20 protein-coding genes are annotated in these 25362 nt (G+C 42.1%); 8 read left to right on the top strand and 12 right to left on the bottom strand.

The features are described from left to right. Both TW85_RS04840 and purU read left to right on the top strand, forming a co-directional pair. The gene (locus TW85_RS04840; protein ID WP_238326160.1) at positions 1–234 is read left to right on the top strand and encodes an oxidoreductase-like domain-containing protein; all 234 of its coding nucleotides are present in this window, start codon (positions 1–3) and stop codon (positions 232–234) included. Positions 235–393: 159 nt separating this feature from the next. Next, positions 394–1266: a formyltetrahydrofolate deformylase gene (gene purU / locus TW85_RS04845; RefSeq protein WP_046015972.1), complete on the top strand. Its 873-nt coding sequence runs from the start codon at positions 394–396 to the stop codon at positions 1264–1266. Positions 1267–1354: 88 nt separating this feature from the next. Here the strand turns inward: purU and TW85_RS04850 are convergent, their stop codons facing one another. The 4 genes from TW85_RS04850 to TW85_RS04870 all read right to left on the bottom strand — a co-directional run bounded on the left by TW85_RS04850 (position 1355) and on the right by TW85_RS04870 (position 7734). Further along, positions 1355–2947 carry a cation:proton antiporter family protein gene (locus TW85_RS04850; RefSeq protein ID WP_046015973.1) on the bottom strand — a complete coding sequence of 531 codons (1593 nt, stop codon included), beginning with the start codon at positions 2945–2947 and terminating at the stop codon, positions 1355–1357. A 216-nt stretch (positions 2948–3163) separates the two neighbouring features. Further along, positions 3164–4291 (bottom strand): murein transglycosylase A, encoded by a 1128-nt coding sequence (mltA, locus tag TW85_RS04860; protein ID WP_046016068.1) that lies wholly within the window; start codon positions 4289–4291, stop codon positions 3164–3166. 138 nt (positions 4292–4429) lie between these two features. Further along, positions 4430–6970 (bottom strand): EAL domain-containing protein, encoded by a 2541-nt coding sequence (locus TW85_RS04865; RefSeq protein ID WP_046015975.1) that lies wholly within the window; start codon positions 6968–6970, stop codon positions 4430–4432. Positions 6971–7146: 176 nt separating this feature from the next. Then, entirely contained in the window at positions 7147–7734 is a 588-nt protein-coding gene (locus TW85_RS04870) for a DNA-J related domain-containing protein (protein WP_046015976.1), read from the bottom strand. A 225-nt stretch (positions 7735–7959) separates the two neighbouring features. Between TW85_RS04870 and TW85_RS04875 the strand changes: the two genes are divergently transcribed. Then, positions 7960–8631 (top strand): zinc metallopeptidase, encoded by a 672-nt coding sequence (locus TW85_RS04875; protein ID WP_046015977.1) that lies wholly within the window; start codon positions 7960–7962, stop codon positions 8629–8631. 14 nt (positions 8632–8645) lie between these two features. On the opposite strand, the gene TW85_RS04880 is transcribed toward TW85_RS04875, so the two are convergent. Further along, the gene (locus TW85_RS04880; RefSeq protein WP_046015978.1) at positions 8646–9527 is read right to left on the bottom strand and encodes an NAD(P)-dependent oxidoreductase; all 882 of its coding nucleotides are present in this window, start codon (positions 9525–9527) and stop codon (positions 8646–8648) included. A gap of 203 nt (positions 9528–9730) precedes the next feature. Between TW85_RS04880 and TW85_RS04885 the strand changes: the two genes are divergently transcribed. The 3 genes from TW85_RS04885 (at position 9731) to TW85_RS04895 (ending at position 14059) form a co-directional block, all read left to right on the top strand. Beyond that, on the top strand, positions 9731–11092 hold the full coding sequence (locus tag TW85_RS04885; RefSeq protein WP_046015979.1) for a PLP-dependent aminotransferase family protein: 1362 nt from the start codon (positions 9731–9733) through the stop codon (positions 11090–11092). Positions 11093–11272: 180 nt separating this feature from the next. After that, a complete protein-coding gene (locus TW85_RS04890) occupies positions 11273–13225 on the top strand; it encodes a bifunctional 2',3'-cyclic-nucleotide 2'-phosphodiesterase/3'-nucleotidase (RefSeq protein WP_046015980.1) in 1953 nt (650 codons plus the stop codon). Positions 13226–13390: 165 nt separating this feature from the next. After that, a complete protein-coding gene (locus tag TW85_RS04895) occupies positions 13391–14059 on the top strand; it encodes a GNAT family protein (RefSeq protein ID WP_071210264.1) in 669 nt (222 codons plus the stop codon). Positions 14060–14135: 76 nt separating this feature from the next. On the opposite strand, the gene TW85_RS04900 is transcribed toward TW85_RS04895, so the two are convergent. Then, a complete protein-coding gene (locus tag TW85_RS04900) occupies positions 14136–15959 on the bottom strand; it encodes an acyl-CoA dehydrogenase (RefSeq protein WP_046015981.1) in 1824 nt (607 codons plus the stop codon). A gap of 188 nt (positions 15960–16147) precedes the next feature. Beyond that, a complete protein-coding gene (locus TW85_RS04905) occupies positions 16148–17038 on the bottom strand; it encodes a permease (RefSeq protein WP_052701874.1) in 891 nt (296 codons plus the stop codon). Positions 17039–17115: 77 nt separating this feature from the next. On the opposite strand from TW85_RS04905, the gene TW85_RS04910 reads away from it, so the two are divergent. Further along, a complete protein-coding gene (locus TW85_RS04910; protein WP_162197491.1) occupies positions 17116–18000 on the top strand; it encodes a LysR substrate-binding domain-containing protein in 885 nt (294 codons plus the stop codon). 53 nt (positions 18001–18053) lie between these two features. On the opposite strand, the gene betA is transcribed toward TW85_RS04910, so the two are convergent. The 4 genes from betA to TW85_RS04930 all read right to left on the bottom strand — a co-directional run bounded on the left by betA (position 18054) and on the right by TW85_RS04930 (position 23086). Further along, the gene (gene betA, locus TW85_RS04915) at positions 18054–19721 is read right to left on the bottom strand and encodes a choline dehydrogenase (protein WP_046015982.1); all 1668 of its coding nucleotides are present in this window, start codon (positions 19719–19721) and stop codon (positions 18054–18056) included. Positions 19722–19806: 85 nt separating this feature from the next. Then, entirely contained in the window at positions 19807–21264 is a 1458-nt protein-coding gene (betB, locus tag TW85_RS04920) for a betaine-aldehyde dehydrogenase (protein ID WP_046015983.1), read from the bottom strand. Between the two features lie 335 nt (positions 21265–21599). Continuing rightward, positions 21600–21905: an isoamylase early set domain-containing protein gene (locus TW85_RS04925; RefSeq protein WP_046015984.1), complete on the bottom strand. Its 306-nt coding sequence runs from the start codon at positions 21903–21905 to the stop codon at positions 21600–21602. A 293-nt stretch (positions 21906–22198) separates the two neighbouring features. After that, positions 22199–23086, bottom strand: a complete 888-nt coding sequence (locus TW85_RS04930; protein WP_046015985.1) for a bile acid:sodium symporter family protein — start codon at positions 23084–23086, stop codon at positions 22199–22201. Positions 23087–23348: 262 nt separating this feature from the next. Between TW85_RS04930 and TW85_RS26135 the strand changes: the two genes are divergently transcribed. Further along, on the top strand, positions 23349–23501 hold the full coding sequence (locus TW85_RS26135) for a hypothetical protein (RefSeq protein ID WP_157196889.1): 153 nt from the start codon (positions 23349–23351) through the stop codon (positions 23499–23501). Positions 23502–23516: 15 nt separating this feature from the next. On the opposite strand, the gene TW85_RS04935 is transcribed toward TW85_RS26135, so the two are convergent. After that, positions 23517–25238, bottom strand: a complete 1722-nt coding sequence (locus TW85_RS04935) for a lysophospholipid acyltransferase family protein (RefSeq protein ID WP_238326161.1) — start codon at positions 25236–25238, stop codon at positions 23517–23519. Positions 25239–25362 lie beyond the last annotated feature (124 nt).

Genomic DNA, 25362 nt, shown 5'->3' on the forward strand with positions numbered 1-25362 from the left:
TTGTTTTTCAATAACGGCTGTTTTACTATGTGTAAGCAAGAAATGGCGAATTCAAGAGAGGATGTCATGGCTGAAAAACCCACTAGACCAGAAGAATGGGAATGTTGTGAATCATCTTGCACTCCTTGTGTGTGGGATACTTACTATGAAGAGATGCGAGAATGGAAAGCGGCTCAAAAAGCAGCAGCCCAAAAAACCGTATCAGATAGCGACAACTCAGAAAACAAGGTGTAGAAACACCTTTCTAAAAACGTCTTAAACGACCTGTTTTTATCTGATTGCCCTGCCTAGTTGTCCAAAATAGACAAATCCTCCTCGCTTATTTGCCAAACTTTTCTCGCCTCAATATATTGGGGCATTCAATGAACAGCATTAGTTAAAGGTTATTCAAATATGGCAATTCAAAACTCTGATTCTAACGAATTTGTATTGAAAGCATCTTGTACTGCTAAAAGCGGTATAGTAGCCGCAGTGACCTCTTATATCGCCTCACAAGGCTGTTATATTTCCGAGCTCAATCAGTATGTAGATGAAGACAGTGAACAGTTCCTTATGCGAGCTGTATGCCGTATTGAAACCGGCGAAAAAACAGTAGACGAAATCCGTGATGGGTTTTCTGCTGTAGCAGAACCTTTTGATATCAAATGGGGTCTGCACGCTAAATCAACTATGACACGTGTTCTTCTGATGGTGAGTAAGTTTGACCACTGTTTAGATGACCTGTTGTATCGCCATCGTAAAGGCGAATTGCCGATGGAAATTACAGCAATCGTTTCTAACCATAAGGACCTTCGTCCTATGGCTGAACGTGAAGGTATCCGTTTTGTTCACTTACCTGTTAATAAAGAGAACAAACGCGAGCAAGAACTTGCTCTATTGGATATCGTTAAGGAGACAAGCACTGACCTTGTTGTGTTAGCTCGTTACATGCAGATTCTGTCTGATAGCCTATGTAAAGAACTAAGTGGTCGTGCGATTAATATTCACCATTCTTTCTTACCTGGCTTTAAAGGCGCGAAACCTTATCATCAAGCATTCCATCGCGGAGTTAAATTGATTGGTGCGACTGCTCACTATGTCACGCCAGATCTAGATGAAGGCCCAATCATTGAGCAATCGGTACAGCCAGTAGATCATACCTACAGCCCTGAAATGCTTGTCTCTGTTGGTCGTGATACAGAAACTGTTGCCTTGGCGCGTGCGTTAAAACTGCATATCGAACACAGAGTTTTCTTGGACGGTAACAAGACAGTGGTATTCAAATAATCCTTAAGATGGTTTGATACTTGTTAGAAAAAAGGCTGAACAATCATAATTGTTCAGCCTTTTTTGTGTTCTGCTTTTTTAAGTTCGCCTAGGCGTTTACTTGTTTTGCAGGGTTATAGTCCTTGAGTAGTTGCATACTCTCCTCAGCAAAACCATTACCCGCCTCAGTGTAGAAGTTAAAGACATTATCAATACCAGAGGCCATAAGCGGTTCTCTTTCATCCTGATAACGAGCGATAGCCGCTACTTTGCCTTCAAAGCCCGCTTTACGTAATTGGATAGTGATATTGCTACAGTCTTCAATAGAGGGGAGTGCAAGTAGGACTAACTTGTAGTCAGAGACGTCAAACTTCTCCCATAAATCTGCATCTTCACCATCACCAAAGAAGACATTGTGACCTTCTGACTTGAGACGATTGATTCTGAGTCTATTAGCGTCCATTCCTACTACGCTGTTTGGCATGACGCGATTGAGAGAGTGAAAACTACCACAACCTACTCGGCCTAAACCTACTACGAGAACATCTGCTTTTGCTGGCTGAATGAAAGTATCTTCTGCCAAAGGCTCGACTTTCTCGAAACGGCGGATGAGGCGCTGGTAAGTATGGTAAATATCATGAGCACGTCGATAAAGCAGACTGGTCACCACAAAAGAGATGGAAACAGCTAGCGCTAGAATGACAAGAAACTCTTTATCTAACCAGCCAGAGTCAACACTTAATTGTGCCACGATTAAACCAAATTCACTGTAATTACTCAGTGCTAAAGCGGTAAGGAAAGCCGTCCTGCCTCTTAATCTTAATAGGATAAAAATACCAAAGAAGAGCACAAACTTTAAAATGAGTGCGAATGAAACTAGGAAGGCAGACACTAGCATGTCGAATGTGGGTAATGCGGTAAAGCCAATCGACAAGAAGAAGGCGATTAGGAAAAGATCCTTAAAGCTCATAAGAGATTTAGTAAGCTCACTCGCTTTCGGGTGTGAACTTAATAATATACCGAAAATTAGCGCGCCGAGGTCGCCTTTTACATTGAATAAATAGAATAGTTCATAACCTGCGAGTGCTAAGAAAATGCCTGCAAGGGGGAGCATTTCCCCGTGTCCTGCTTTATTCAGTACGATTCCAAATAAGGGTTTAGCGAAGATCAAACCAAATAGGGCAAGTGCGCCAATACTTGGAATGGTACCTGTTGCGACCACTAAGAAGATGACGGCGACTATGTCCTGCATAACCAAAATCGCTAGGGATATTTGGCCGTGTCGCGTTTTAAGCTCGCCACTTTCTTCAAGTAACTTAATGATGCAAACCGTACTACTAAAGCTCAGAGCGAAGCCCACAAGAGCAGAGGTTTGCCAGTCTAGAGATGTGAAATAAGGCAGGCTTAAGGCAAAGCCAAACAGGCACATGGCAACAAAGAGGCCTGACCAGAGCACCATATTAGACAGGGTACCTGCCCATATTTCCCGCTTGAGCAGGTCTTTTACATGAAGCTTTAACCCTATGGTAAAGAGCATCAGGGTGATGCCTAGATCTGCTATGGTGTTTAGTGAGTCACTGGGTTGGATACCATAAGCGTTAAGCGCAAAGCCTGCGATTAGAAAGCCAATAAGTGGAGGCAGATTAATCAGCTTGACCAACAAGCCGCAAACGAAAGCAAATAATATCCAAATAAATTCCATAACATTCCATGACTAATAAAGGTTGATAAATCAATGATAAAGCAAAGCAGCGTTAAGGCGTATAGGGAATTGGTATTGCTTTGTGAGTTTTGGCTTTGTTTTATTAAGAAGATAAATCAGGCTTATCAAAAGCCTGATTTAGTATGTGAGAAGGAGTTTAAACGAGGGTTTTTGCAATCTAATGACAAGAGAGCAAATGGCTTATTCGCAGGCTCCCTAGAGGTGATCCGGTAATAACAACCAGAGACGGCCATAGTGCTTTAATTGGCTGGCGTAGTGGTGTGCTTCTTCCCCTATACCTTGGTACCAATCTATATGTCCTGCTCCCTTGATAGCCCCGCCTTTGTCTTGAGCTAATAGCAAACGGTACTCATGGCTAACTAGCTCACCGTGATCATTTAGAATGGGAAGCTCGCCTAGTAATACTGAGCCAAGTGGAATGACCTTAGGGTCCACCGCAATCGAGTATTTCGGCGTGAGTGGTACATTGGCAGCACCAACAGGCTTGCTTAAACCTTCTTTAAAGAAGAGGTAGCTTGGGTTCGTCGTGAGTATTTCTCTTTGCCTTTCTGGGTGGGCAATCAACCAATCCTTGATAGCCTGAGCTGACATATCTTCTTTGGCTATCTCATTCTTTTCTATCAGTACCTTGCCTAGGCTGCGGTACTCGTGACCATTAACACCACCCCAAGATAAAAGTGCTTGGCTGCCATCTTCATACTGTACGACGCCTGACCCTTGCACCTGGAGAAAGAAGTTATCGATCAAGCTGTTACTGTAAGCAATTTCAAGACCTTGGCCTTCCAGTACGTTTTCGAAGTCTATTGCATCTCTATCGGGTAACTGCTCACCTTTGTTTCTTTCAGGTTTACGGTAAAGGGGATAGATAAACTCACCTTGAGCTTCTTTACGTACTTCAATTACGGGTACGTAATAACCTGTTACTTGAACATTGCCTCGGCCGTCTTGTCCACGTAATTGATACGCCTTGATATTGTGAGCCTGAGTTGGGTTCGCCAGCCAGTCAGCAATGAGCGAAATAGATTGGTTAAGTGACTTATTATCGACTTCAAAGTCTTCTAATAAGTAGCTATCCGAATCCGACTTACGGGATAAAAACCTAGCTTGCTGTTTAAGGCCTTCTAAAAAACTGGCTTCAGGGAAGGCAAGAGCCGGTGGTAGGCGTTCTTCTAAATAAAGGTTTTGACGAGTTTGGGCTTCGGTATCTCGGCCATTATTGGCAAAATCATTACTGTCATGTATTTCTTGCTTACTACAAGCGAAGGTAAGCATCGCCAAGGTGAAAACACTGAGATACTTAAATGTACGATTAGAAAGAGACATATTAAATAATACTAAAAAAGAAAAATAGAATAGACCTATGGCAAGGGAGGAACAAGCCCTTTCCATACGACTGCTTCTAATTAGGACTATGCTCTATGCGAAAAGTTTTAGTTAAGGGTTCAATTTTTTCGAGAGAATTTAAATCTCCTGCTTCAGATGTATGAAACTTAAGTTATTGTTTTTGTTTAGCAACTCACTGTATTGGCTGGGTGCCATAGGTTTATACAAACCAAACCCTTGGCCTACCTGACACCCCCACTCAAGTAGTTGATTAATGGTTTGTTGGCCCTCAACACCTTCTGCAACCGTCTGTGCGCCTAGCTCAGTAATCAAGGTAACCAAGGTTTTACACAGGGTGAAACTGGTTTCGTCCTTATGTAGGTTTTGAATAAACATACGATCAATTTTGATTTCTGCGGGAGAAAGCATCATCACACTGTGCATAGAGCTATAACCTGCACCAAAGTCATCGATTGAAAGCCTAAACCCAGCGTCTTTTAAGGTTTTAATATTGTTTTCAACCGTACTATTGTGTTCAAAGAAGCTGCTTTCTGTGACTTCTAAAATAAAGCTTTCTGGTGGTACCCCATGGCAAATACTGGCATTGATAAGTTGTAGGGAGAAGTCGCTACGAAGTATGTCTTTTGCAGAGATATTAATAGAGAGGTGTTTGTTTTCGATAATATGGCGATTATCCGCGACCCAAGCAAACACCTTATTAATGATCATCTGGGTAACCATATAAATCAGTCCTGCACTTTCCGCTAACGGAATAAATTCATCTGGGCCAATTTTTCCCATTTCTTCATTGTGCCAACGAATGAGCACTTCACCACCGATAATCCGGCCACTGTTGAGCTCTACTTGTGGTTGTACTTCAAAGGTGAGCCTTTCTTCTCTCACGTCCTCTTTTAGACGAGCCAATAACTTGTGCTGATAAATATGATTGATTTGGTATTTCTGATTGAACAGGCTCCAAGGGTCGCTACACAGGTTATTTATATCTGCAGCAATCAAGGAGTAACGAAAGAGAGTATCAATATTATTGGTATGTTCAGGGTAAAGTGCAGCACCGATACTGTACTGATGCTGCATATCAAAATGTTCTATGGTGACGACACCATCAAGTACATCTTGTAGCTGCTGTACTATCTCATCCAGTTTGTGTTTGTCTTTACAAAGAAATGCCAAGGTATTTGTGCTTGTCTTAATTAAGCTGGCCATGTCTTTATTTGGCATGGTAAAGGTGATGGCTCTCTCGTCTTGTAACAGGGTGAGGTTTAAGATAAGTGCTGTTTGGCGTATGGCTATATCTGCTTTCTCTGGTCCAAACACATGGTTCATAGAGTCTTGGCTTGTAAACTGAATGGTAACCAGTGCAAAGCTATCTTGCGTAAATGCGAGCTTCTTCAATTTAGTTTCTAACTGGGTGAAGTAAAAACGGCGATTCGGTAGACCCGTATGTAAATCAGTGATGAGCTGATGTTTGCGATTGATTTCATTGCTATGGGCTTTCTCAGCAAAAGCTAATGAAAACCCAATTAACTCAATAATGGTACAAACTGGGTAAACGTTAGAACTAAATTGAGTATAAGGAATGACGTTTAAGAAGATGAGTGTCTCAACACTGGCGCCGAAGATGACACAAGACCAAGCGACAAGGTAGCTTTTTATGGCCCAGCTTTTTTGAGAGCCTGTATGTACTAAACCGAATATACACATGAAGCTGACGATTAGCTGCAGGCTTAAAAAACTGGTGATCAGTTCTTGATAACTAAAAACTAGGCTAGCGCAGATGTAACTTATTAGAACGGTGTCGCCAATAAAGCGTTTTTTCCATAATAGGGGGAAGCTATTTTTAGTGTTAAAAAACAAGAGACTAAAGCGATAAACGCTCCATAGGCTAATCGCATTTATGGTGGCTTTGAATTGGTGTAAAAAGCTGAAAACTGAATCAGGTAAGAGCCATATACCCATACCGTTAGTCACACTTATGCCTAGGATCAAACTGCAATTTAACAGTATGTAATAAATAAAGGCGGGTGCGCGAAAGAAGGAATAAACCGCAATATTATAAAAGAGCAGCAAGATAAGCGCTGACGTAAGAACAGTCCAAGTGACTTTCTGCTCCAGCTTGGCTGTCTCTACTCCTTTGTCCTGATAAAAGGCGATAGGAGAGAGTAAGCTGGAGTTAGATCTTTTTCGAATTAACAAACTAGATTCAATCTGATCGGATAGGGGGATGGCTAGCCAAATGGCATTCTTATCATTGCCTGGTAGCCACTCTTGTTGAGCACCTCTTTGCCAAGCTTTAATTTGGCGCCCATCTCTAATGAGATAAAAATTCAGTTCATCAATCATGACGTTGGCAAATTTTAAGTGGATTGTCTGATTGGTACGGCTTGCCTTAGGGAGGGGAATCAGGTGCCAGAAGGCAATATCAGAATAGCCCTGTGATTCAGTATAAATATCAGTCGAGAAGCTGAGTTGCTGTAATGCTTGTCTGCCACTTAATTGGGTATTTTGATTGAGCTCTCTTAAACTTTTTTGATATTCAACTTCTTTTGCTGTGAGCAGGTCTTGATTAGCATAATTACCATCAAATTCTGGATAGGTTTGAACCTGCGCCTTTATTTGTCCATAAAAAACGAATAAGAGTAGAAAGAGAAGCTTATACATTTAACACCATCCAATGGTAACTTTATTTAAAGCCTGCCCTCATCAAGGGCTAGCTGTCCCTTAAGCTTGGTCAAAGAATTGTAAGGACCACATTTCAAGTGTAGTTAATAATCTTTTATGCAACAGGGACTAAAGTAGGAGAAGCCGTGAAATACTCGTAAGAATGCAGCTGATTTTTACGCATATGATTGACTTATAAGGTGTTCATAAGCTTTTCGTAGTTTAATAAATTTTTTCGCATCACCACCTCTGTCAGGGTGTGCTTTTTTTACTAGTAATCGATAAGCCTGCTTAATCTCTGATTTTGTTGAGTTTTTCTTAATACCAAGGGTTTCGAGAGCTTGTTCTGTATCTTCATGATTAAACAGCTTGTTATAAAAACCTTTTAGTAAGGCAGCCACATCTTCAGCATCTGTATTGTCATATTCATCCCAATCTAGGTAATATGCTGCTAACTTGGCTTCAGCCCCATCTTCAATTTCGCTAGATTGGCTGATTTCAATTTGAGCGACGGCCTCTAGGTGAATTTGTAATGGAGAGATATAGAGCCGTACTTCATCCTCCTGCCAAAGTTTCCTTTGCAGTTGATAAAGCGCATTCATAATTAAAAAGTGCTTACGGAAAAGCTTTAAATCTGGGTCATCACCTAATTCATCAAATATCGGTGTCTCTCGTTCTAATAGACGTAATAATTCAAACTCACTAATGCCTTGGCTGCTGGCTTCGAGAATACTAAGAATGGGCTGAATTAATGGGTTATTCACATATTCACCTAAAATAAATATAAAGCAGTTAATATAAGTGTAAGACAGGAAAGGATTAATAAAAGTGAATTTTGTTTAGCCTTTGTTAAGTAAGGTATGAAGAGGTTAACTGATTTTTTATACTTATCTTACTGGTTAGCTTGTTAAATTTTTTCTTGGCTCGGGTTTAGGCTGAACCAAGCACAACAAGATAAACTATGATAGAAGAAACCTCGGAGAGATTGTGTGCCACTGTTAATAATAGTCCTATTGGTGTTGGTTATTGCACCTTCCTTGTGGGTGAGATATGTATTAAAGCGACATAGTAATGTGAGGCCTGATTTAGCGGGAACAGGAGACGAACTTGCACGTCACTTGTTAGACAAATATGGCGCTAACAATGTGAAGGTAGAATCCTTAGAGAAGAACAAGCACCATTATGACCCTAATTCGAAAGCGGTTCGTTTAGGGCCGCAATCCTATCAAGCAAAATCCTTAACAGCGGTTGCAGTAGCGGCACATGAAGTCGGACATGCTTTGGCTTATCATAATAATGATAAGGTTACTTTACTGAGTAAACGTTATGCTCCTTTAGCTAAGTTTGTCAGAAGCTTAGCGCTATTTCTCTTGATGTTATGGCCCGTTATCTCTGTGGTTATCCATATTCCTTATGCCGTGCCGTTACATGCCATGGTGGTCTTTATTAGTGGTTTTTGCTTGGTATTTGTATATTTTGCAATGTTACCAGAAGAGTGGGATGCCAGTTTTAATAAGGCCTTGCCTATCCTGTTGGAAGGACGTTACTTAGAGCCAAAAGACTACCCTAAAATTAAGCGGATTCTGACGGCTTGTGCCTTAACTTATGTGGCACAAGCCCTTTTGAATGTTCTATTTTTCTGGCGTTGGTTTAGACGTTAGCTGGCAGTATCTGATTAGCTATTTTCAGCTTTTACCGCTTTAACTAATACCGATGTATCCATACGATTTAAGCCTTGGTCTTGTAGGCTCTTATAGCTAGCGTCTACTTTTTCAGTTAAAGGCAGCTTGATGTTATGACGCTCTGCTTCTTCAAGGCATATGGCTAAATCTTTTCGCATCCAATCAATGGCAAAGCCAAAATCAAACTCATCTTTCGCCATGGTTTCTAGGCGGTTAGCCATCTGCCAAGAGCCAGCTGCACCATGTTTTAAGGTATCAACCACTTGGGCAATATCAAGATCAGCTTTTTGCGCTAGCATCAAGGCTTCACTCAAACCTTGTAACACCCCAGTGATACAAATTTGGTTTACCATTTTACAGCGTTGGCCTTGGCCGTTCGGACCAAGTAGCTGAGCTTGCTTGGCAAAGCTATTCATAACAGGTAAGGCTTGATCAAAGCTTGCTTGAGCGCCGCCACACATAATGGTTAAAGCCCCATTTTCAGCCCCTGCTTGCCCACCAGAAACAGGTGCATCAATAAAGCTAACATTTTGCTTTTCACAGGCTTGTTGTAATTCAATCGCTAGATCTGCAGATGTGGTGGTGTGATCGACTAATATACTGCCTGCTTTAAGACCTGCTAGTACCCCATCTTCACCATAAATAACACTGCGAACATCATTATCATTACCCACACAGACAAAGACCATATCAGCCCCAGCAGCGGCTTCCTTTGGTGTGCTAGCAAATGCGCCTGTAAATTCGGTGGCCCACTTTTCCGCTTTGCCTTGGCTACGGTTGAAGACAGTAACAGGGTAGTCGTGTTTACTAAGGTGGCCTGCCATTGGGTAGCCCATAACGCCTAAGCCGATAAATGCAGTTTTAATTGTCTTCATGTGAGTTCCTTATACTAAAAGTGACTGGCTAGATGATGTTTAAAGATTAATTTTCAAATTAACCTATGTCAATTGTTATATTGCCATAGATTTTTTATGTCATTTGTATTTAGATAGCATTTTGAAAAGGTTTTAATTGCATATAGTGCAAGCAAAATACGCTAATTCTTATTGAAATTACCAGGTGTGAGGGCTTAGATTCCGTGACAGCCGCAAAGTATGTCGAAATCGCTAGAAAAATAGAATCAAGAATTGAGATAGGTCAATATTCAGAAGGAAGCAAACTACCGACTCATAGGTCATTGGCAGATAGCTTTTCAACCACAGCAGTGACCGTGGCAAAAGCGTATAGTTTGTTAACAGAAATGGGGTTGGTGGAATCCTTTGTCGGACGGGGAAGTTACGTCAAAAAACTCCCTCAATTGAAGCAAGTGATTCAATCAGAACGAGAAGAAAAAGATAAAAACTTCTCTATTTTACAGCCTTGCTTTAAAGAGCAATTAAGCCAATTGCAAACGACTTTTAGCCAGATTTTTACCCAGCAGATGAGCGCTCAACTCTTTTCTTATCGTGAAGATACAGGCGCTATGGTCCATAAAGAAGCGGGTCGTTTATGGTGTGAAGCCTATGGTTTAGAGGTAAGTCGTGCTGAACAAATATTACTCTGTAATGGCGCGCAACATGCCTTATCTAGCTTGATCGAATGCTATAGCAAGGAAGGGGATTATATCGCTCTAGAAGCGCAAACTTACCCAGGTGTGATTGCCATAATAAAAAGCTTGGGTCGTAAACCCGTTGCTGTTTCTATGGATGAGCATGGAATGCAAGCTGAGGCGTTAGATGAAGTATGTCAGCAATTTAAGCCTAGCCTCGTTGTTGTTGTACCTTCTCACCAAAACCCCACCACAGTCACCATGCCTAAGGCGCGAAGACAGGCAATTGCTAAAGTGATTCAGCAACACCCAGTTTGGTTATTAGAAGATGATATTTATGCCTTTTTGAACCAAGAACTAGTACCGGCAATTACTAACTTGGTACCGGAAAAAAGCTTTTATATCAGTAGTTTGTCAAAAGCGATTAGCCCAGGGTTAAGGTGTGGCTTTATTAAAGCACCGCAAAGTCAGGTGTCTCATGTGAGTGAGTATATCCGTACCATGGTTTGGCATGCTTCTGCTTTTATGTTCGAGTGCGCACAAAGGTTAATCGAATCAGGCATGGCCTTTGAAATGGCTGCTGAGCAAAAGAGGATCGCCGAGCAAAGGCAGGAAATTGCGAAACAAATGCTAAGCCAAGCCTTACCCGACCTAACTTTTCAATGCCAAGCATCAAGCTACCATATTTGGCTGACTTTGCCTCCAAGCTGGCAGGTAGATAGCCTAGTGCAAACGGCTAAAGAGCATGGCGTATTAGTCAGTAGCGGCCACTTCTTTGAAGCTCAAAATCAGCCAAATCATAGTATTCGAATATCCTTGATGGCCATTGCCGATGACGCTGTTTTCCAATCTGGTTTGAAGCAACTTGTTAGTTTGATTAAGCGTGAAAACCTCAGTGTCATGCCTATTTAGTCGATTTGAGTGTGAGCATAAAAAATTCATGCTTCTGTCAGATTTTTGTAATGACAAGAGTTCACATTAGATAATTCTACTGTTAGTCTGTCTCTTTAGTCAGAATTAATAAAAATGAATCAATCGTGAATTAATCTATCGTTAACATAATAATAAACACGATTTAATCGGAGCTCACATATGTCTTTGTTGCGTCAATCTTTACCATTTTTAATGGGTCCAGCGGTTGCTGGCTCTCTATTGCTAAGTCAGAGTGCTTTAGCTCAAACAGTAGAGTTAAGAGTTATGGAAACCACGGATATTCACATGCATATCCAAGATTATGATTATTACAAAGATAGCCAAAGCAACTCAGTAGGCTTGTCTAAAGTGGCAACCCTGATTCGCCAAGCACGTGCAGAAGTGACTAACTCTGTTTTGGTGGATAATGGAGATCTACTACAAGGTACGCCGCTAGGTGATTATGTGGCTAAGGGTAAGGTGCTTAAATTTGGTGAAACCCACCCTGCATTTAAAGCTATGAATCTACTAGATTATGACGCCGCTAATATTGGTAACCATGAATTTAACTATGGCTTGGACTTTTTGATGAAGTCTTTGAATGGCGCTAACTTCCCTTATGTAGTGGCAAACGTTTATTTTGATGATGGTGATGATGACGCTAGCAACGATCAAAACTACTTCCAACCTTACATTATTAAAGATAAGGAAGTAGTCGACTCTGAAGGCAATAAGCAAACCATCAAGATAGGTTATATCGGATTTACACCGCCACAGATTATGACTTGGGATAAAGCTAATCTGACAGGTAAGGTGATTTCTAAAGATATCGTGGAAACAGCGAGAAAGTTTGTACCAGAAATGAAAGCCAAGGGCGCAGATGTCGTCGTCGCTATCCCTCACTCTGGTATGTATGACACACCCCGTGAAGGCATGGATGAGCACGCGACCTATTACCTAGCTAAGGTTGAAGGTATCGATGCCATCATGTTTGGCCACTCTCACCGTGTTTTCCCTGGTGATAAAGCCCTTGATGCCTACGAAGGTGTTGATTCAGAAAAAGGTACCGTCTTTGGTGTTGCTGCCACTATGCCTGGTTTCTGGGGAAGTCACCTAGGTGTGGTTGATTTGACCCTCGAAAAAGAAAACGGCAAATGGGAAGTGGTTGATGGTACTGGCTCAGTACGCGCAATTGCAAAGCGTGAAGGGCGTAAGAGTATTTCTTTAGTTGAAGCCGCAGCCGACATTAACAATGTGGTAGAAGAAGATCACCAAGGCACCTTGGCTTATATGCGTAAAAAAGTGGGTGAAACCACGTCAGATATCAATAGCTTCTTTGCGTTAGTGCAGGATGACCCTTCTATTCAAGTAGTGAACCAAGCGCAAACTTGGTATGTAAAAAATATCGTTCAGGGCACGTCGTTTGATGGCCTGCCTATCCTATCCGCAGGTGCGCCATTTAAAGCGGGTGGCCGAGGTGGAGCAGACTATTATACAGATGTGAAAAAAGGAGATATTGCCCTTAAAAATGTCAGCGACCTTTATATTTACCCGAATGACCTGAAAGTGGTTAAGTTAAACGGTGCTCAAATCGTTGAGTGGCTTGAGTTCTCTGCGGGTCAGTTTAATCAGATTGACGCGAGTGATTCGAGTACGACTCAGCAATTGATAAATACAGGTTTCCCAACTTATAACTTTGACGTTATCGACGGTATTAATTACCAAATCGATGTGACTCAGCCAGCTCGTTATGAAAGTAAAGGTGCTATGGTGAGCGCGGATAATCACAGAATCACGAATGTTACCTTCCAAGGTAAGGCGATTGACCTTAACCAAGACTTCTTGGTTGCGACCAATAATTATCGTGCTGGTGGTGGCGGTCATTTCCCTAATCTAGATGGTTCAACAATCGTGATTGATGCGCCAGATAAGAACCGTGATGTGGTGGCTAACTACCTATTATCGCAAACAAGGATTTCACCTAAAGCAGATGGTAACTGGCACTTTGCAGACACACTAGCAAATGCAAAAGTCGTGTTTAAAACCTCTCCTAAAGGTAAAGCGGTTGCGTCAGACAATGTTGAATTTGATAAAGACCTTGATGATGGTTTTGCTCAGTTCTTATTAAAATAAGCGAAACAATATCGTTAAGTAAGAAAAGCCTTATTGGGTGTCATTATGCCCAATAAGGCTTTTTTATTGGCGTAAAGTTTGAGAGGAACGTGACTTCACCTTGGCTTCGAGCTAATTTAGAGAGAAGACATTTAGAGAAAATCCAGTTAGCGCAAGGAGAAGAGTATGTTTATGAAAGGTCAAGCGGTCACACTTAGATCACTTGAAGCTGAAGATGCAGAAGTATTTTATCTCTGGTCACAGGACAGGGAAATTACCCAGTTCAGTACCTCTTCTTATGCCTATCCTCAATCTCAAAGTGATATTGGTGTTTGGCTCAGCAAGGTTAATCAAGACCCTAAAATGGTCTTGTTTGGTATTTGCTGTATCAAAACAGGCAAGTTGGTGGGTTACACAGGCTTAGTGTCTATGAGCCAAATAAACCGTAGTGCTGAGTATTTTATTCTTATTGGAGATAAGCACTATTGGGGCAAAGGCGTTGCAACCAATGTGACTCAATTGGTAACCCGTTATGCTTTTCGTGATCTGGGTTTACACAGAGTAGAGCTCACTGCTTTTGTGGATAACAAGGCTGCCATCAGAGCTTATGAAAACTCAGGCTATCATCACGAAGGCATTCAACGCCAAGCAGGTTTTAGACATGGAGGCTTTTATGACAAGGTGCTTATGTCAGTATTAGTGACAGATGACATGCCAGAGCAAAAGCCGATTACGCTAGCTGCTTCCGAAGTTTCCCAGTCAGGGATTGAACATAAAGACGATGCGATATCTTTAGGTTCAGATCTGAATAACGTGAACACTAATTTGGCTGGCGACGTTAAGAAAGAGAACTAAATCGTTTTTTGATACAAAAAAACCGAATCAATTTCTTGATTCGGTTCAGTTAGATCTCTTAGCTAATTAATGAGGTTTAAAACCAATCGTCCTGCATGGCTAAGCAAGTATCATCATTGGCTTGTAGGAGTTTGGCTTGATGTTCTATTTCAGGTAACTCCCAACGAATATAGTATTGCGCTGCTTGTAGTTTACCTTGATAGAAATGCTCATCTGCTTCGTGCGGTTTGAGGTCAAGGGCTTGCTGTGCGAGTACCGCTTGTTTAAGCCATACCCAGCTCACTAATACACGACCAAACATATCCAGGTATAGATTCGCATTGGCAAGGCCTAAATCAATTTTCCCTTTGCCTAGGGTCATCATCAACATCATGGTGGTATTGTCTAAGGTTTTCAGTGCGGCTTTTAGTGCGTCTGCAAACTCGCGAATACGACCTTCTTGCAGGTTCACATCTTGCTTAATGGTTTTGAGTATCTTCTTCATTTCTTTTGACATGGCTTGATAGCCCGCCATGTCTTTCATGGGCACTTTACGAGCCAATAGGTCTAACCCATGGATACCATCTGTGCCTTCGTGGATAGCATTTAGGCGGTTGTCACGATAGTACTGCTCAACTGGGTATTCACGGATATAGCCTGAGCCACCTAAAATTTGTATCGCTAGTTCATTGGCTTTTAAACCGTATTTAGATGGGAAGCTTTTTACGATAGGTGTGATGAGGTCCAATAGGGTAAAGGCAGCTTTTCTGTCTTCTTCTGTTGCCCCTGTTTGGCTGTCTTCAAACAAAGAGGAAGCGTATAAGCATAATGCGAGAGAGCCTTCTGAGTAGGCTTTTTGCGCCAGTAGCATACGACGTACATCCGCATGCTCGACAATATTTACTTGCTTGCTGGTAGGGTCTCTGTCTGTTGGTGGACGACCTTGTGGTCGGTTACGAGCATATTCTAGGGAGTAGTTATAACCTTGATAGCCTAATAAACTCGCACCTGAACCCACACTTATGCGAGCTTCGTTCATCAGCTGGAACATATAACTCAGGCCTTTATTCTCTTCGCCTACTAGATAGCCGACAGCACCATCTTTTTCACCAAAATTAAGCACGGTAGAAGTGGCATTTTTGTAGCCCATTTTATGCAGTAAGCCTGCTAACGCCACATCGTTACGTTCACCCAGACTTCCATCTTCATTGATGAGTACTTTGGGGCAGATAAACATGGAGATGCCTTTTGTGCCCGCTGGCGCACCTTCAACTCGGGCAAGAACCATATGAATGATGTTATCGGTGAGAGATTGATCGCCACCGGTAATAAACATCTTCTGACCAAAGATGCGATAAGTGCCATCCGCTTGTGGTTTAGCGCTGGTGGTAATGTCCGCAAGAGCTGAGCCTTGGCCAGGCTCTGTCAGTGCCATAGTGCCTGCAAAGCGGCCATCCATCATAGGCGGTAAGTAGGTTGCTTTGTGCTCGTCACTAGCAAAACTACGCACTAGGTTAGCAGCACCAAGGGTTAAAAAAGGATACACGGTAGTAGACGGATTGGCAGCCGTAATATAGCCCATGGCCGCGCGCAGAATAATCTCTGGCATTTGCGAGCCGCCTTCTTCAAAGTCATAAGCGGCACCTAAAAAGCCTGCTTCAGCATAAGCATCCCAAGCCGCTTGCGTCTCAGGAATCAGGTGGACTTTCTCTCCATCAAAGCTAGGTTCATTCTCATCGCCTTTGCTGTTGTGATTAGCAAAGTATTTTTGCGCTATGGTTTTTGCTGTGTCTAATGTGGTGTTAAAGATTTCTCGTGAGTGCTCTTGATACCTAGGTCGTTCCAGTAATGCTTGGGTATCCAGAAATTCGTAGAGTAAAAATTCAATATCACGATCATCGATTAATTTAACGTCAGACATAGCGCTTCCTTTTGAATAGGTTAAAATGTGTTTTTGTTATTATTCTGAATTTAATTATTACCTCACATCATATGATGAAGCTAGGCACTATAGCTAGTACCTAGTTTAAAAAGAGAGGCGCTCGTTGGCGCAAGGGCGATACATGTTTGCTTAGCCTGCAGGACTTCATTTAACTTTTATCGCTAGCCTTATAATAAGTGACCAAGGGTTAAGCCCACTAAGATTGATGCGCTTATCGCCAAAACAAGGTAAAGCAAAAACACTTCTTTTTTAACTAAAGCAAACACGGGAATCGCAGCCCAGGCGCTGGTGATACCGCCTGCCACTAAAAAAGTTAAGGCGGCATCAGGTCGCATTCCGGCATCCATTAAACTGCGAATCAAAGGCAGTGCGGCATAACCATCTAGATAAATAGGAGCACCGATTAAGGCAGCTAACGGCACAGCCCAAGCATTATCTGCACCAAATAAGTTTGGTAGCCAATCTAATGGCACAAATTGATTAATGTAATATTCGGCGATGAAAGCCAGCGAAAGCCAGATGAGCATTAACTTGCCTGTTGTCATCAAGGTATTAAAAAAGACTTTTACTCTGCTGGGCTCTTGCCAAAATCGCCATAAAACAGGGCTGTCACTGTGACAACCTGAAGCATTGCATTGTTTCTTATTCGTTGAATTCAAGTGGGTTTGCTTCATCGGATCAGACATAAAACCTAATTGGCAAAGTTTTAGCGTGATAAGGCCCCCAAAAAGACCAGCAAGGGCGGCACCTAAGGTTTTTGCTATGGCAAAGGACCAACCTAGCGTTGCGCCAATCACAGAAGACAGTATGATCATACTTGTCATTTTCCCTTCAAATCCTTTGACTAGAAGTCTTATGGCGTTACTGGCAGTCATGCTGGCACTGAGTAATAGACCTGCAAGCATCATAGGAAGGATACTAATGAAATTATTGGCGGCAAATTGGAGGGCGCCAAAAACGGTGTTCGGCGACAGGATTAGGGCAATGGCAAAAAGGGTGATCACAGCAACTGGCTTGAAATCTATTCGCCTCATGGTGTGGCTGATGCGGCTTGTCATTTTAAGTAACTTCCTAAATAGTGAGATTGATAATTAGCTTATCTAGGTTATTATCATATTTAAAATGAATGATTATTATGGCTGACATGAAAAATATCGAACGCTCACAGTTAGACAGTGATCTACTTAGAACCTTTGTTGCCATTGCCGAAACTGGCAATCTGACGCAGGCTGCAAATTACCTAAATCGCACCCAATCAGCGATCAGTGTTCAGGTGAAAAAACTGGAGGAGTCATTTTCAACCCAGCTGTTTTACCGACAGCCAAGAGGCATGTTGCTTACGGAGGAAGGTCATCGGCTTTTACCTGAAGCTCGTAAGTTGATTGCAGAGGTTAATCGAATCGCAGGCCTCTTTAGTAATAAACTGTCTGGCAGAATAGCTTTGGGTGTTCCCGATGATTGTGGTCTTGCTATCTTAGAATCCAGTTTACGTAACTTTTTAGCGCACAACCCAGATGTTGAGGTAAGTGTGAGATGTAGTTTGAGCTCTCAATTCCCCCAAGCAATTCAAGCGGGTGAGCTTGATCTCGCTTTGTATCTGGCCTCTCCTGAAGAAGGGCAGGATGACATGCTTTGGCAAGAAGACAGTGTTTGGGTCGCCCATGAGTCGTTGCAGCTAGTTGATGGCCAAGCTGTGCCTCTGGCCGTTTATGATAGAGAATGCTGGTGGCGAGAGGCGGCGATCGATGCCCTTGAAGATATAAATCGTCCTTACAAGGTCACCTTTTCAAGTGAGAGTATTGCCGGAATCAAAACAGCGGTAAACGCTGGCATTGCGGTTGCTATGCTATCGGTTAACTCTGTTGAGCCTCATATGAGGATCTTAACAGAGGCAGATGGTTTTCCACCTTTGCCTTCTTCTGCTATTGCTTTGTTACGACATACTAAGCAATCAGAATTGTGCAATGCCATGGAGAGTTCAATTAGAGAAGCCTTGTCATTATCCAAGTTTACGAGTTAATTCCAAGCATAAAAAAGGCCGAATAATCGGCCTTTTTTACATCTAAAAACAGATTAGCGTTGGCTAGTTTGCCAATCATGATGAATCCAGACAGGCACATCTTCACTTGGTAGTGGTGCTTTGCCTAGAATCATGTCGGCGGCTTTTTCAGCCACCATGATAGAAGGGCCGTTAAGGTTACCGTTCGTGATTGTCGGGAAGATTGAAGAATCAACCACTCTTAGTGAGTTAACTCCGCGTACTTCACAATTGGCATTGAGCACTGCCATAGGGTCTGAGTCAGCCCCCATTTTACATGTACAAGATGGGTGATAAGCACTTTCGACATTCTGTCTCACCCACGCATCAATTTGCTCATCAGACTCAACTGCCATGCCTGGCTGAATTTCTTCACCACGAAACTCGGTTAGAGAATCCTGCTGAAGGATTTCACGGCTAAGACGGATAGTATCGCGCCAGTCTTGTCTGTCTTGCTCTGTGCTTAAATAGTTAAACACAATGCGAGGTTTGGCTTTAGGGTCGGCATTTTCAATCCAAACCTTACCGCGACTCTCTGGCTTGTTTGGCCCCACATGTACTTGGAAACCATGGCCATCAAACGCAGCTTGACCATCGTAACGCATAGCCGCAGGTAAGAAGTGATATTGAATATTTGGCCATTTAAGACCCGCACGAGAACGGATAAAGGCGCAAGATTCAAAGTGGTTGGTAGAACCCAAACCATCTTTAAATAGAATCCAGCGAGTACCTATCATGCCTTTGCTGATTAAACCTAACTTAGAGTTAAGAGAAACAGGCTGCTTACACTCATATTGGAAGTAAACTTCAAGGTGATCTTGCAGGTTTTCACCCACACCAGGTAGCTCTTTGAAAAGCGGTACACCGGCTTTTTCTAAAACATCTTTTGGACCAATACCAGACAGTTGCAATAGTTGTGGTGAGCCAATAGAGCCAGCGCTTAAGATGACTTCTTTACTTGCGTTCGCTACTTCGACTTTGCCATTCTTTTCGAACTGAATACCTGTTGCTGTATCCCCATCAAAGATCACTTTATGAGTTAGCACACCTGTACGTAATGTCAGGTTACTACGCTTCATGGCCGTTCTTAAATAAGCATTAGAAGTGGATGCACGCACACCATCTTTTACTGTCATATGCATAGGGCCGAAGCCTTCTTGACGGTAGCCATTGTAATCATCGGTACTGCCATAACCCGCATCAACACCCGCATTGATAAAAGCTTGGTAGAGAGGGTTCATGCTCATGTTGTTACCATTATTGGTGCCAACAGGACCATTGCCACCACGATAAGTATCAGCCCCTTTTACCCAAGTTTCAGCACGCTTAAAGTAAGGTAGGCAGCTCTGGTAATCCCAACCTTGGGCACCATGTTCTTGCCATTCATCAAAGTCGCACGCATGACCACGCACATACACCATGCCATTAATCGATGAGCCGCCGCCTAGCACCTTGCCACGAGGGCAATGCATTTCACGGTTATCAACGTAAGGTTCCTTATCTGTATGGAACTGCCATGCATATTTTTCTGTGTTCATAGGATAAGAAAGTGCAGTCGGCATTTGGATAAAAATGCTTTTATCAGAACCGCCCGCTTCTAGCAGCAGTACCTTATGCTCGCCCGATGCCGTTAGCCTGTCTGCTAAGACGCAACCTGCTGAGCCTGCACCGACTATGATGTAATCAAATGTTTCGTTTGCCATGCTTTAACCTACTTGCATTCATCCTGCTAGATGAATGCATACTAATTCTTTTGGGACTCGAAAAGAGAATGAATCTGTTTATTTCTTAGTACGGAGACTCTATGTCTTCTAAAGTGACATACACACTCTTAACTTGAGTGTAATGATGCAATGTTTCTACACCATTTTCACGGCCAATCCCTGATTCTTTATAACCACCTACAGGCATTTCAGCAGGTGACGCACCCCAGTTATTGATCCAGCAAATGCCCGCTTCTAGTTGCGCAATAACACGGTGAGCACGGCTAAAGTCTTTAGTGAAGACACCGGCAGCCAAACCATATTTAGTATCGTTTGCGCGAGCGATGACTTCGTCTTCATCTTTAAAGGATAAAACAGACATAACAGGGCCAAAGATCTCATCTTTAACTTGTGGCATATCATCTGTGCAATCGACAAATACAGTCGGCGCAACAAAAGCACCTTTTTCTAAGCCGTTTTCAGTCACTTGATGGCCACCGCAAAGCAAGGTTGCACCCGCATCTTTAGCGGCATCAATAAAGCCTAGCACCTTATGCATGTGATCTTTTGAAATCAAAGCGCCCACTTGAGTTTCCAAGTCTTGTGGATCGCCAACGATCATTTTTTCTGTACGTTCTTTCAGCTCAGCTTTAAACGCTTCCATCATATCTTCGTGAACAAAGACACGAGTACCATTAGTACAAACTTCACCTTGGGTGTAGAAGTTCGCCAGCATAGCACCAGAAACGGCCACATCTACCGCAGTGTCTGGGAAAATAATCATAGGTGATTTGCCACCAAGTTCCATGGTCACTTGCTTAAGTGTTTGTGCCGCAGAAGTCATCACTTTTTTACCTGTGCCACATTCACCTGTGAAAGACACTTTGGCAATGCCAGGGTGAGCGGTAATAAGTTGACCTGTTCTCGCATCCCCTTGAAGTACGTTAAATACGCCATCTGGCAAACCTGCTTGAGTATAGATTTCTGCAAGCTTAAGGGCTGTTAAAGGCGTTTCTTCAGACGGTTTGAAAATCATCGCATTACCCGCCGCAAGAGCAGGGCCAGATTTCCAGCAAGCGATTTGAATTGGATAGTTCCAAGCACCAATACCGGCACACACACCTAATGCTTCACGGCGAGTGTAGTAAAAGTTACCATCGCCAAGGTCTTGGTATTCACCTTGGATCTTGTCGCAAAGACCAGCGTAATATTCGATCACATCTGCGCCACTTAGAATATCAACACAGTTTGCTTCTTGCATTGGCTTACCTGTGTCTAGCACTTCTAGCTTAGCCAACTCTTCGTTATTTTCACGTAACAGCTCAGCAGCACGTTTTAGAATACGACCACGTTCTACAGCACTCATCGCCGCCCAAACTTTTTGGCCCGCTTTTGCTGATTCAACAGCGGCCTCAAGCTCAGCAGCTAAAGCAAGTTCGACACTAGCAATAACTTCGCCAGTGGCAGGATTAGTCGTATCGAAAGTTTCGCCACTGGTAGAGGCTTGATACTGACCGTGAATATACTGTTGTTGAGTTGTCATAAAAATCTCCTGACGAAGTCTTGCGAGTCGACAAAAATAAGGTTGATACGCTTTAGTTTGGACTATTTTTAAGATAAAAGTCTTTTATTAAACGTTCATTTAATAAAAACATTGTACACGGTTTTTTGCGCTAGGTAAGTCCCGCATGAAAATCCAGTTTAAATCTTGGTGCTAATAGCTAAGCTTAGGTCGTAAATTTATCATTCAGATTAACCTTTTAAGGACACAAAAAAACCACCTCTTAATTGGTTAAAAGGTGGTCTTTAAATATGTCTTCTTAGGCGACTAAGAGGCAAACTTGCTTGGCTTAATGTGTAGTTAAGCCAATTTATGCGTTAGACATGAACAACGCAGTTGGACTCATGGCTGACTTGGCTGGCGACATAGTCATCTGCCTTGTCATCATTAATCCAAATATTACCGTCTATCAGATAACGAAATTGGTAGGTCTGATCAATAGCCAAATCTAAAGTAGAGGCAAAGACGCCTGACTTTTGTTTGCGCATCGGTGTGGCAGCCACATCCCAATTATTAAACTCACCCACTAGCATTATGCTTTTTGCATCGGCTACTTGCTCTTTACTTAGGGCGAATTTTACTTTGCAAACTGGCTTACTTTTTAAATATTTTTTTTCAATCATGCTTAACTCCATGTCGTGACAAAACAAGAAATACCTAGATGCTTTACTGCAATTCTTGCGCCAGATAAAGGCAATCCTTACTTATGTTATCTAGTCTATATGACAGATAAGGGACAATATTATGATAGCGGGGAATTGATAATAGAAAAGTAGGCTTGCGCTTTTTTCTTAGGTAAAAGAAATGGAAAAAACTGGGGCAAAAAGGCAGGACTTCAGTTTTATTGCCCACAAATAAGGCAAAGGCTTTAACAAAAAATCATTGGCTAGCCGTTGGGACTAGCCAATGATAAATATTATTTATTGGCTAATTCAGGTGCTTCAGCACCATTAAATCTACCTAAAATCAGTGTGAAAACCGCACCTGTGACAAACATGAGTAATGAGTAGCAGGTAGCAGCGATAGCCATTTCCGTGTTTTGTAACAAGGTAAGAGCGATGACTATGGCTAAGGTGCCGTTTTGAAAACCAACTTCTATGGCGATGGACTTTTGCTGCGCCAAGTTGAGCTTTGCCAATCTTGCTAGGGTAAAGCCCAATAGCATGCAAACAACATTGAGTAGCAAGGTCGCAAGCCCCATTTGTGCGAAGTAACTACCCATGTGGTTAATGTTTTTAGCGACAATTCCCGCCACAATTAATAGCAAAAAGGCGACGGAAAATATTTTGACAAACTTTTCAGCAGAGATTGCAAAGCCGGGTTTAAAGCGGAAAATCAACATGCCTAAGCATATGGGTAAGACAGTAATCACAAGCAGTTGAATGATGGTTTTTACTATGGGCAGATTTACCTGCTCGCCAGCCCCTAATAGTAAGTCCATGAAAATAAGTAATATGAAAGGCACGCTAAAAGGTGCAATCAAGCTAACCACTGAGGTGAGCGTGACAGAAAGGGCGACATCCCCCTTGGCCAAATAAGTGTATAAATTTGAAGTGGTGCCACCAGGACATAAAGCGAGAATCATGAGGCCAACAGCTAAAGGGCCTTCAATGTTTAAGCTTAAAATAATGAGGTAAGCCAGTATGGGAAGCATCAGCATTTGGGCTAATACCCCTAGTAGCGCTGCTTTAGGTTTGGCTATGACGAGTTTGAAATCTAAAGGTTTAAGTGACAGCCCCATACCAAGCATTATGATAAATAGAGCTGCAGGGAGCACGACTTGAATAAGTAAATCCGCTTTCATTTTGTCTCACTTTAATTGTTATTTTTTTCACCAGCTTAAACATTAATAATTCAGCTTCCCAATAAGCTCTAATCATAACAAGTATGCTGATATCGAATAACTTTAAGATATGTAATGATTCGGTAATTCATGTCAGTTTAGTGCGTATTATTTTAACCCGGTTCAGTAACTGATAGGCTTATATTAGCTTTGTCTGTTATAGATCAATGTTTCAAAGATAAATTTATCTTATGTTTGAGGCATCTGTTTAGAGGAGATGGTTATGGACCCTGAAAGTATTGCTTATATTGTTGTGGCTGTTTTAATTGTTATTAAGTTAGCTGTTTATGTGGTCTACAAGCGTGTGATTAAAAAAGCAGAGCAAGATGCGTTGGCCCAAGAAAGCAGCCCGAAGCAAGATATCGGGCCGACCTAAAGGCACAGTAGGTGTTTATTTTTCGCCTCTGTACCTTTGATTCTTACTGGCTTTAATCATATTGATATCGACTAATACTAACCCATCTATGCAATAACCAAATTCAGCATCGACACCAAAATCTAAAAATCTGACGCCACCTTCTTCACATATCTCACTGTACTGCTTGTACAAAGTAGGTACCACGGCATTTAGGTGCTTAAGTTGTTCTTTTAATGTGGTGAAATCTTCCTTGTAAGATTCACCTTTAAATAAAGCTTCTATGACAGCCTTGTTTTCACTGCCGATGTGGTAGGGCGTGAATGAGTGCGCGAGCTTATCATTGTCAGCAAAGTGGCGCTGATAAAAGCTGACGATTAGATCTTTAGCAAAAGCTGGGTAATGGTTACTCAAGCTCACAGGGCCAAACAGATAACGTATATTGGGGTGACGATTTAAATAAGCGCCAATACCATACCAAAGGTAATCTAAACTGCGTTTTCCCCAGTATTTAGGTTGTACGAAGCTGCGACCTAATTCTATGCCTTGGGCAAAATATGGGGCCATTTTTTTGTCATAATTGAACAGCTCAGCGCTATAAATATCATTCTCTAAACCTTCTTCTAAATAGCGTGCTGTTTCGCCGATGCGATAAGCGCCGACGATTTCCAACTCTTCGTCATCCCATAAAACAAGATGACGATAGATTTTGTCATACTCATCTAGGTCGTAGGCTTGGCCTGTGCCTTCACCTACTTGGCGAAAAGATATCTCTCTGAGTCTGCCAATTTCTTGCATGGTGGCAGACTGAGAGTGGTAATCAAACAAGTAAATAAGCTTACCATCGTTACTTTTCCCCAGTAGCTCTGCTTGCTTTAACTCTTGCTTAATTTGCTGCCTGCTTTGAGGGTGGGCGATGGTTTTTTGAGTTTGAAGTAAAGGCTTTTTGCCTTTAGCGATACGATATAAATGGCGCTTAACCAGCTTGTTCTTTTCTTTATTGGAGATAGGCATACCAGCGAGCTGCTGTATCTCGATTGCTTGACCTATTTTGAAATTAATGCTGCGATCTTGCTGTTTAAACATTTCATTTGCCAGCTGTATGGTAGATAAAGGCCGATAAAGCAATGAACTGGTATAAAACAAGAATGAGTTACGGCCGCTAATATGTACCGGTAAAATAGGGCTGTTGGTCTTTTGTGCTAGCTTTAAATAGCTCTGATTCCACTTGGTGTCATGAATACCTCGACTCGATAAACGGGACACTTCTCCTGCGGGGAACATAATGACAGCTTCATCGTTATGTAGGCTCTGCATTATCTCTTGGATTTGTTTGCGGCCCGCTTTGCCTTCCATGTTATTCACAGGTAAAACCAAAGGCTTTAATGAATCAAATTCTGCTAATAAGTCATTGGCAATGATTTTGACATCAGGTCTGATTTCGCTAATCAGTTTAACTAAGGCTAAGCCATCTAATGCACCCAAAGGATGGTTCGCTATGATAAGTACTCTGCCAGTTGCTGGAATATTTGGTCTATCTAATTGGCTAACTTGATAAGCAAAATTAAAGTGCTCTAGTACCTTATCGATAAACTCAAAACCCGAAGCCTCTTTGTGTTCATCGAGAAAGGCGTTGACTTCATCTTGATGGAGCAGTTGTTTCAAAATACTGACCGCTGAACTTTTCAGTAAAGGGGACTTAGATAACAAGTAAGGATTTCTTGTTTCTAAAATCTGTTCAACTTGAATCACTGTCATGCTCCTAGCACTATCGAAAAAGACGAATCTTTAGGCTAGCGGTGGGTGATGACAAAAATGTGTCAGTTTAATGGCTAAATTATGTCACAGAGCAGACTCAAACATGTCTGCTCCATGGAAAAGG

Source organism: Marinomonas sp. S3726 (assembly GCF_000967665.1).
In the GTDB taxonomy this organism is placed as follows: domain Bacteria; phylum Pseudomonadota; class Gammaproteobacteria; order Pseudomonadales; family Marinomonadaceae; genus Marinomonas.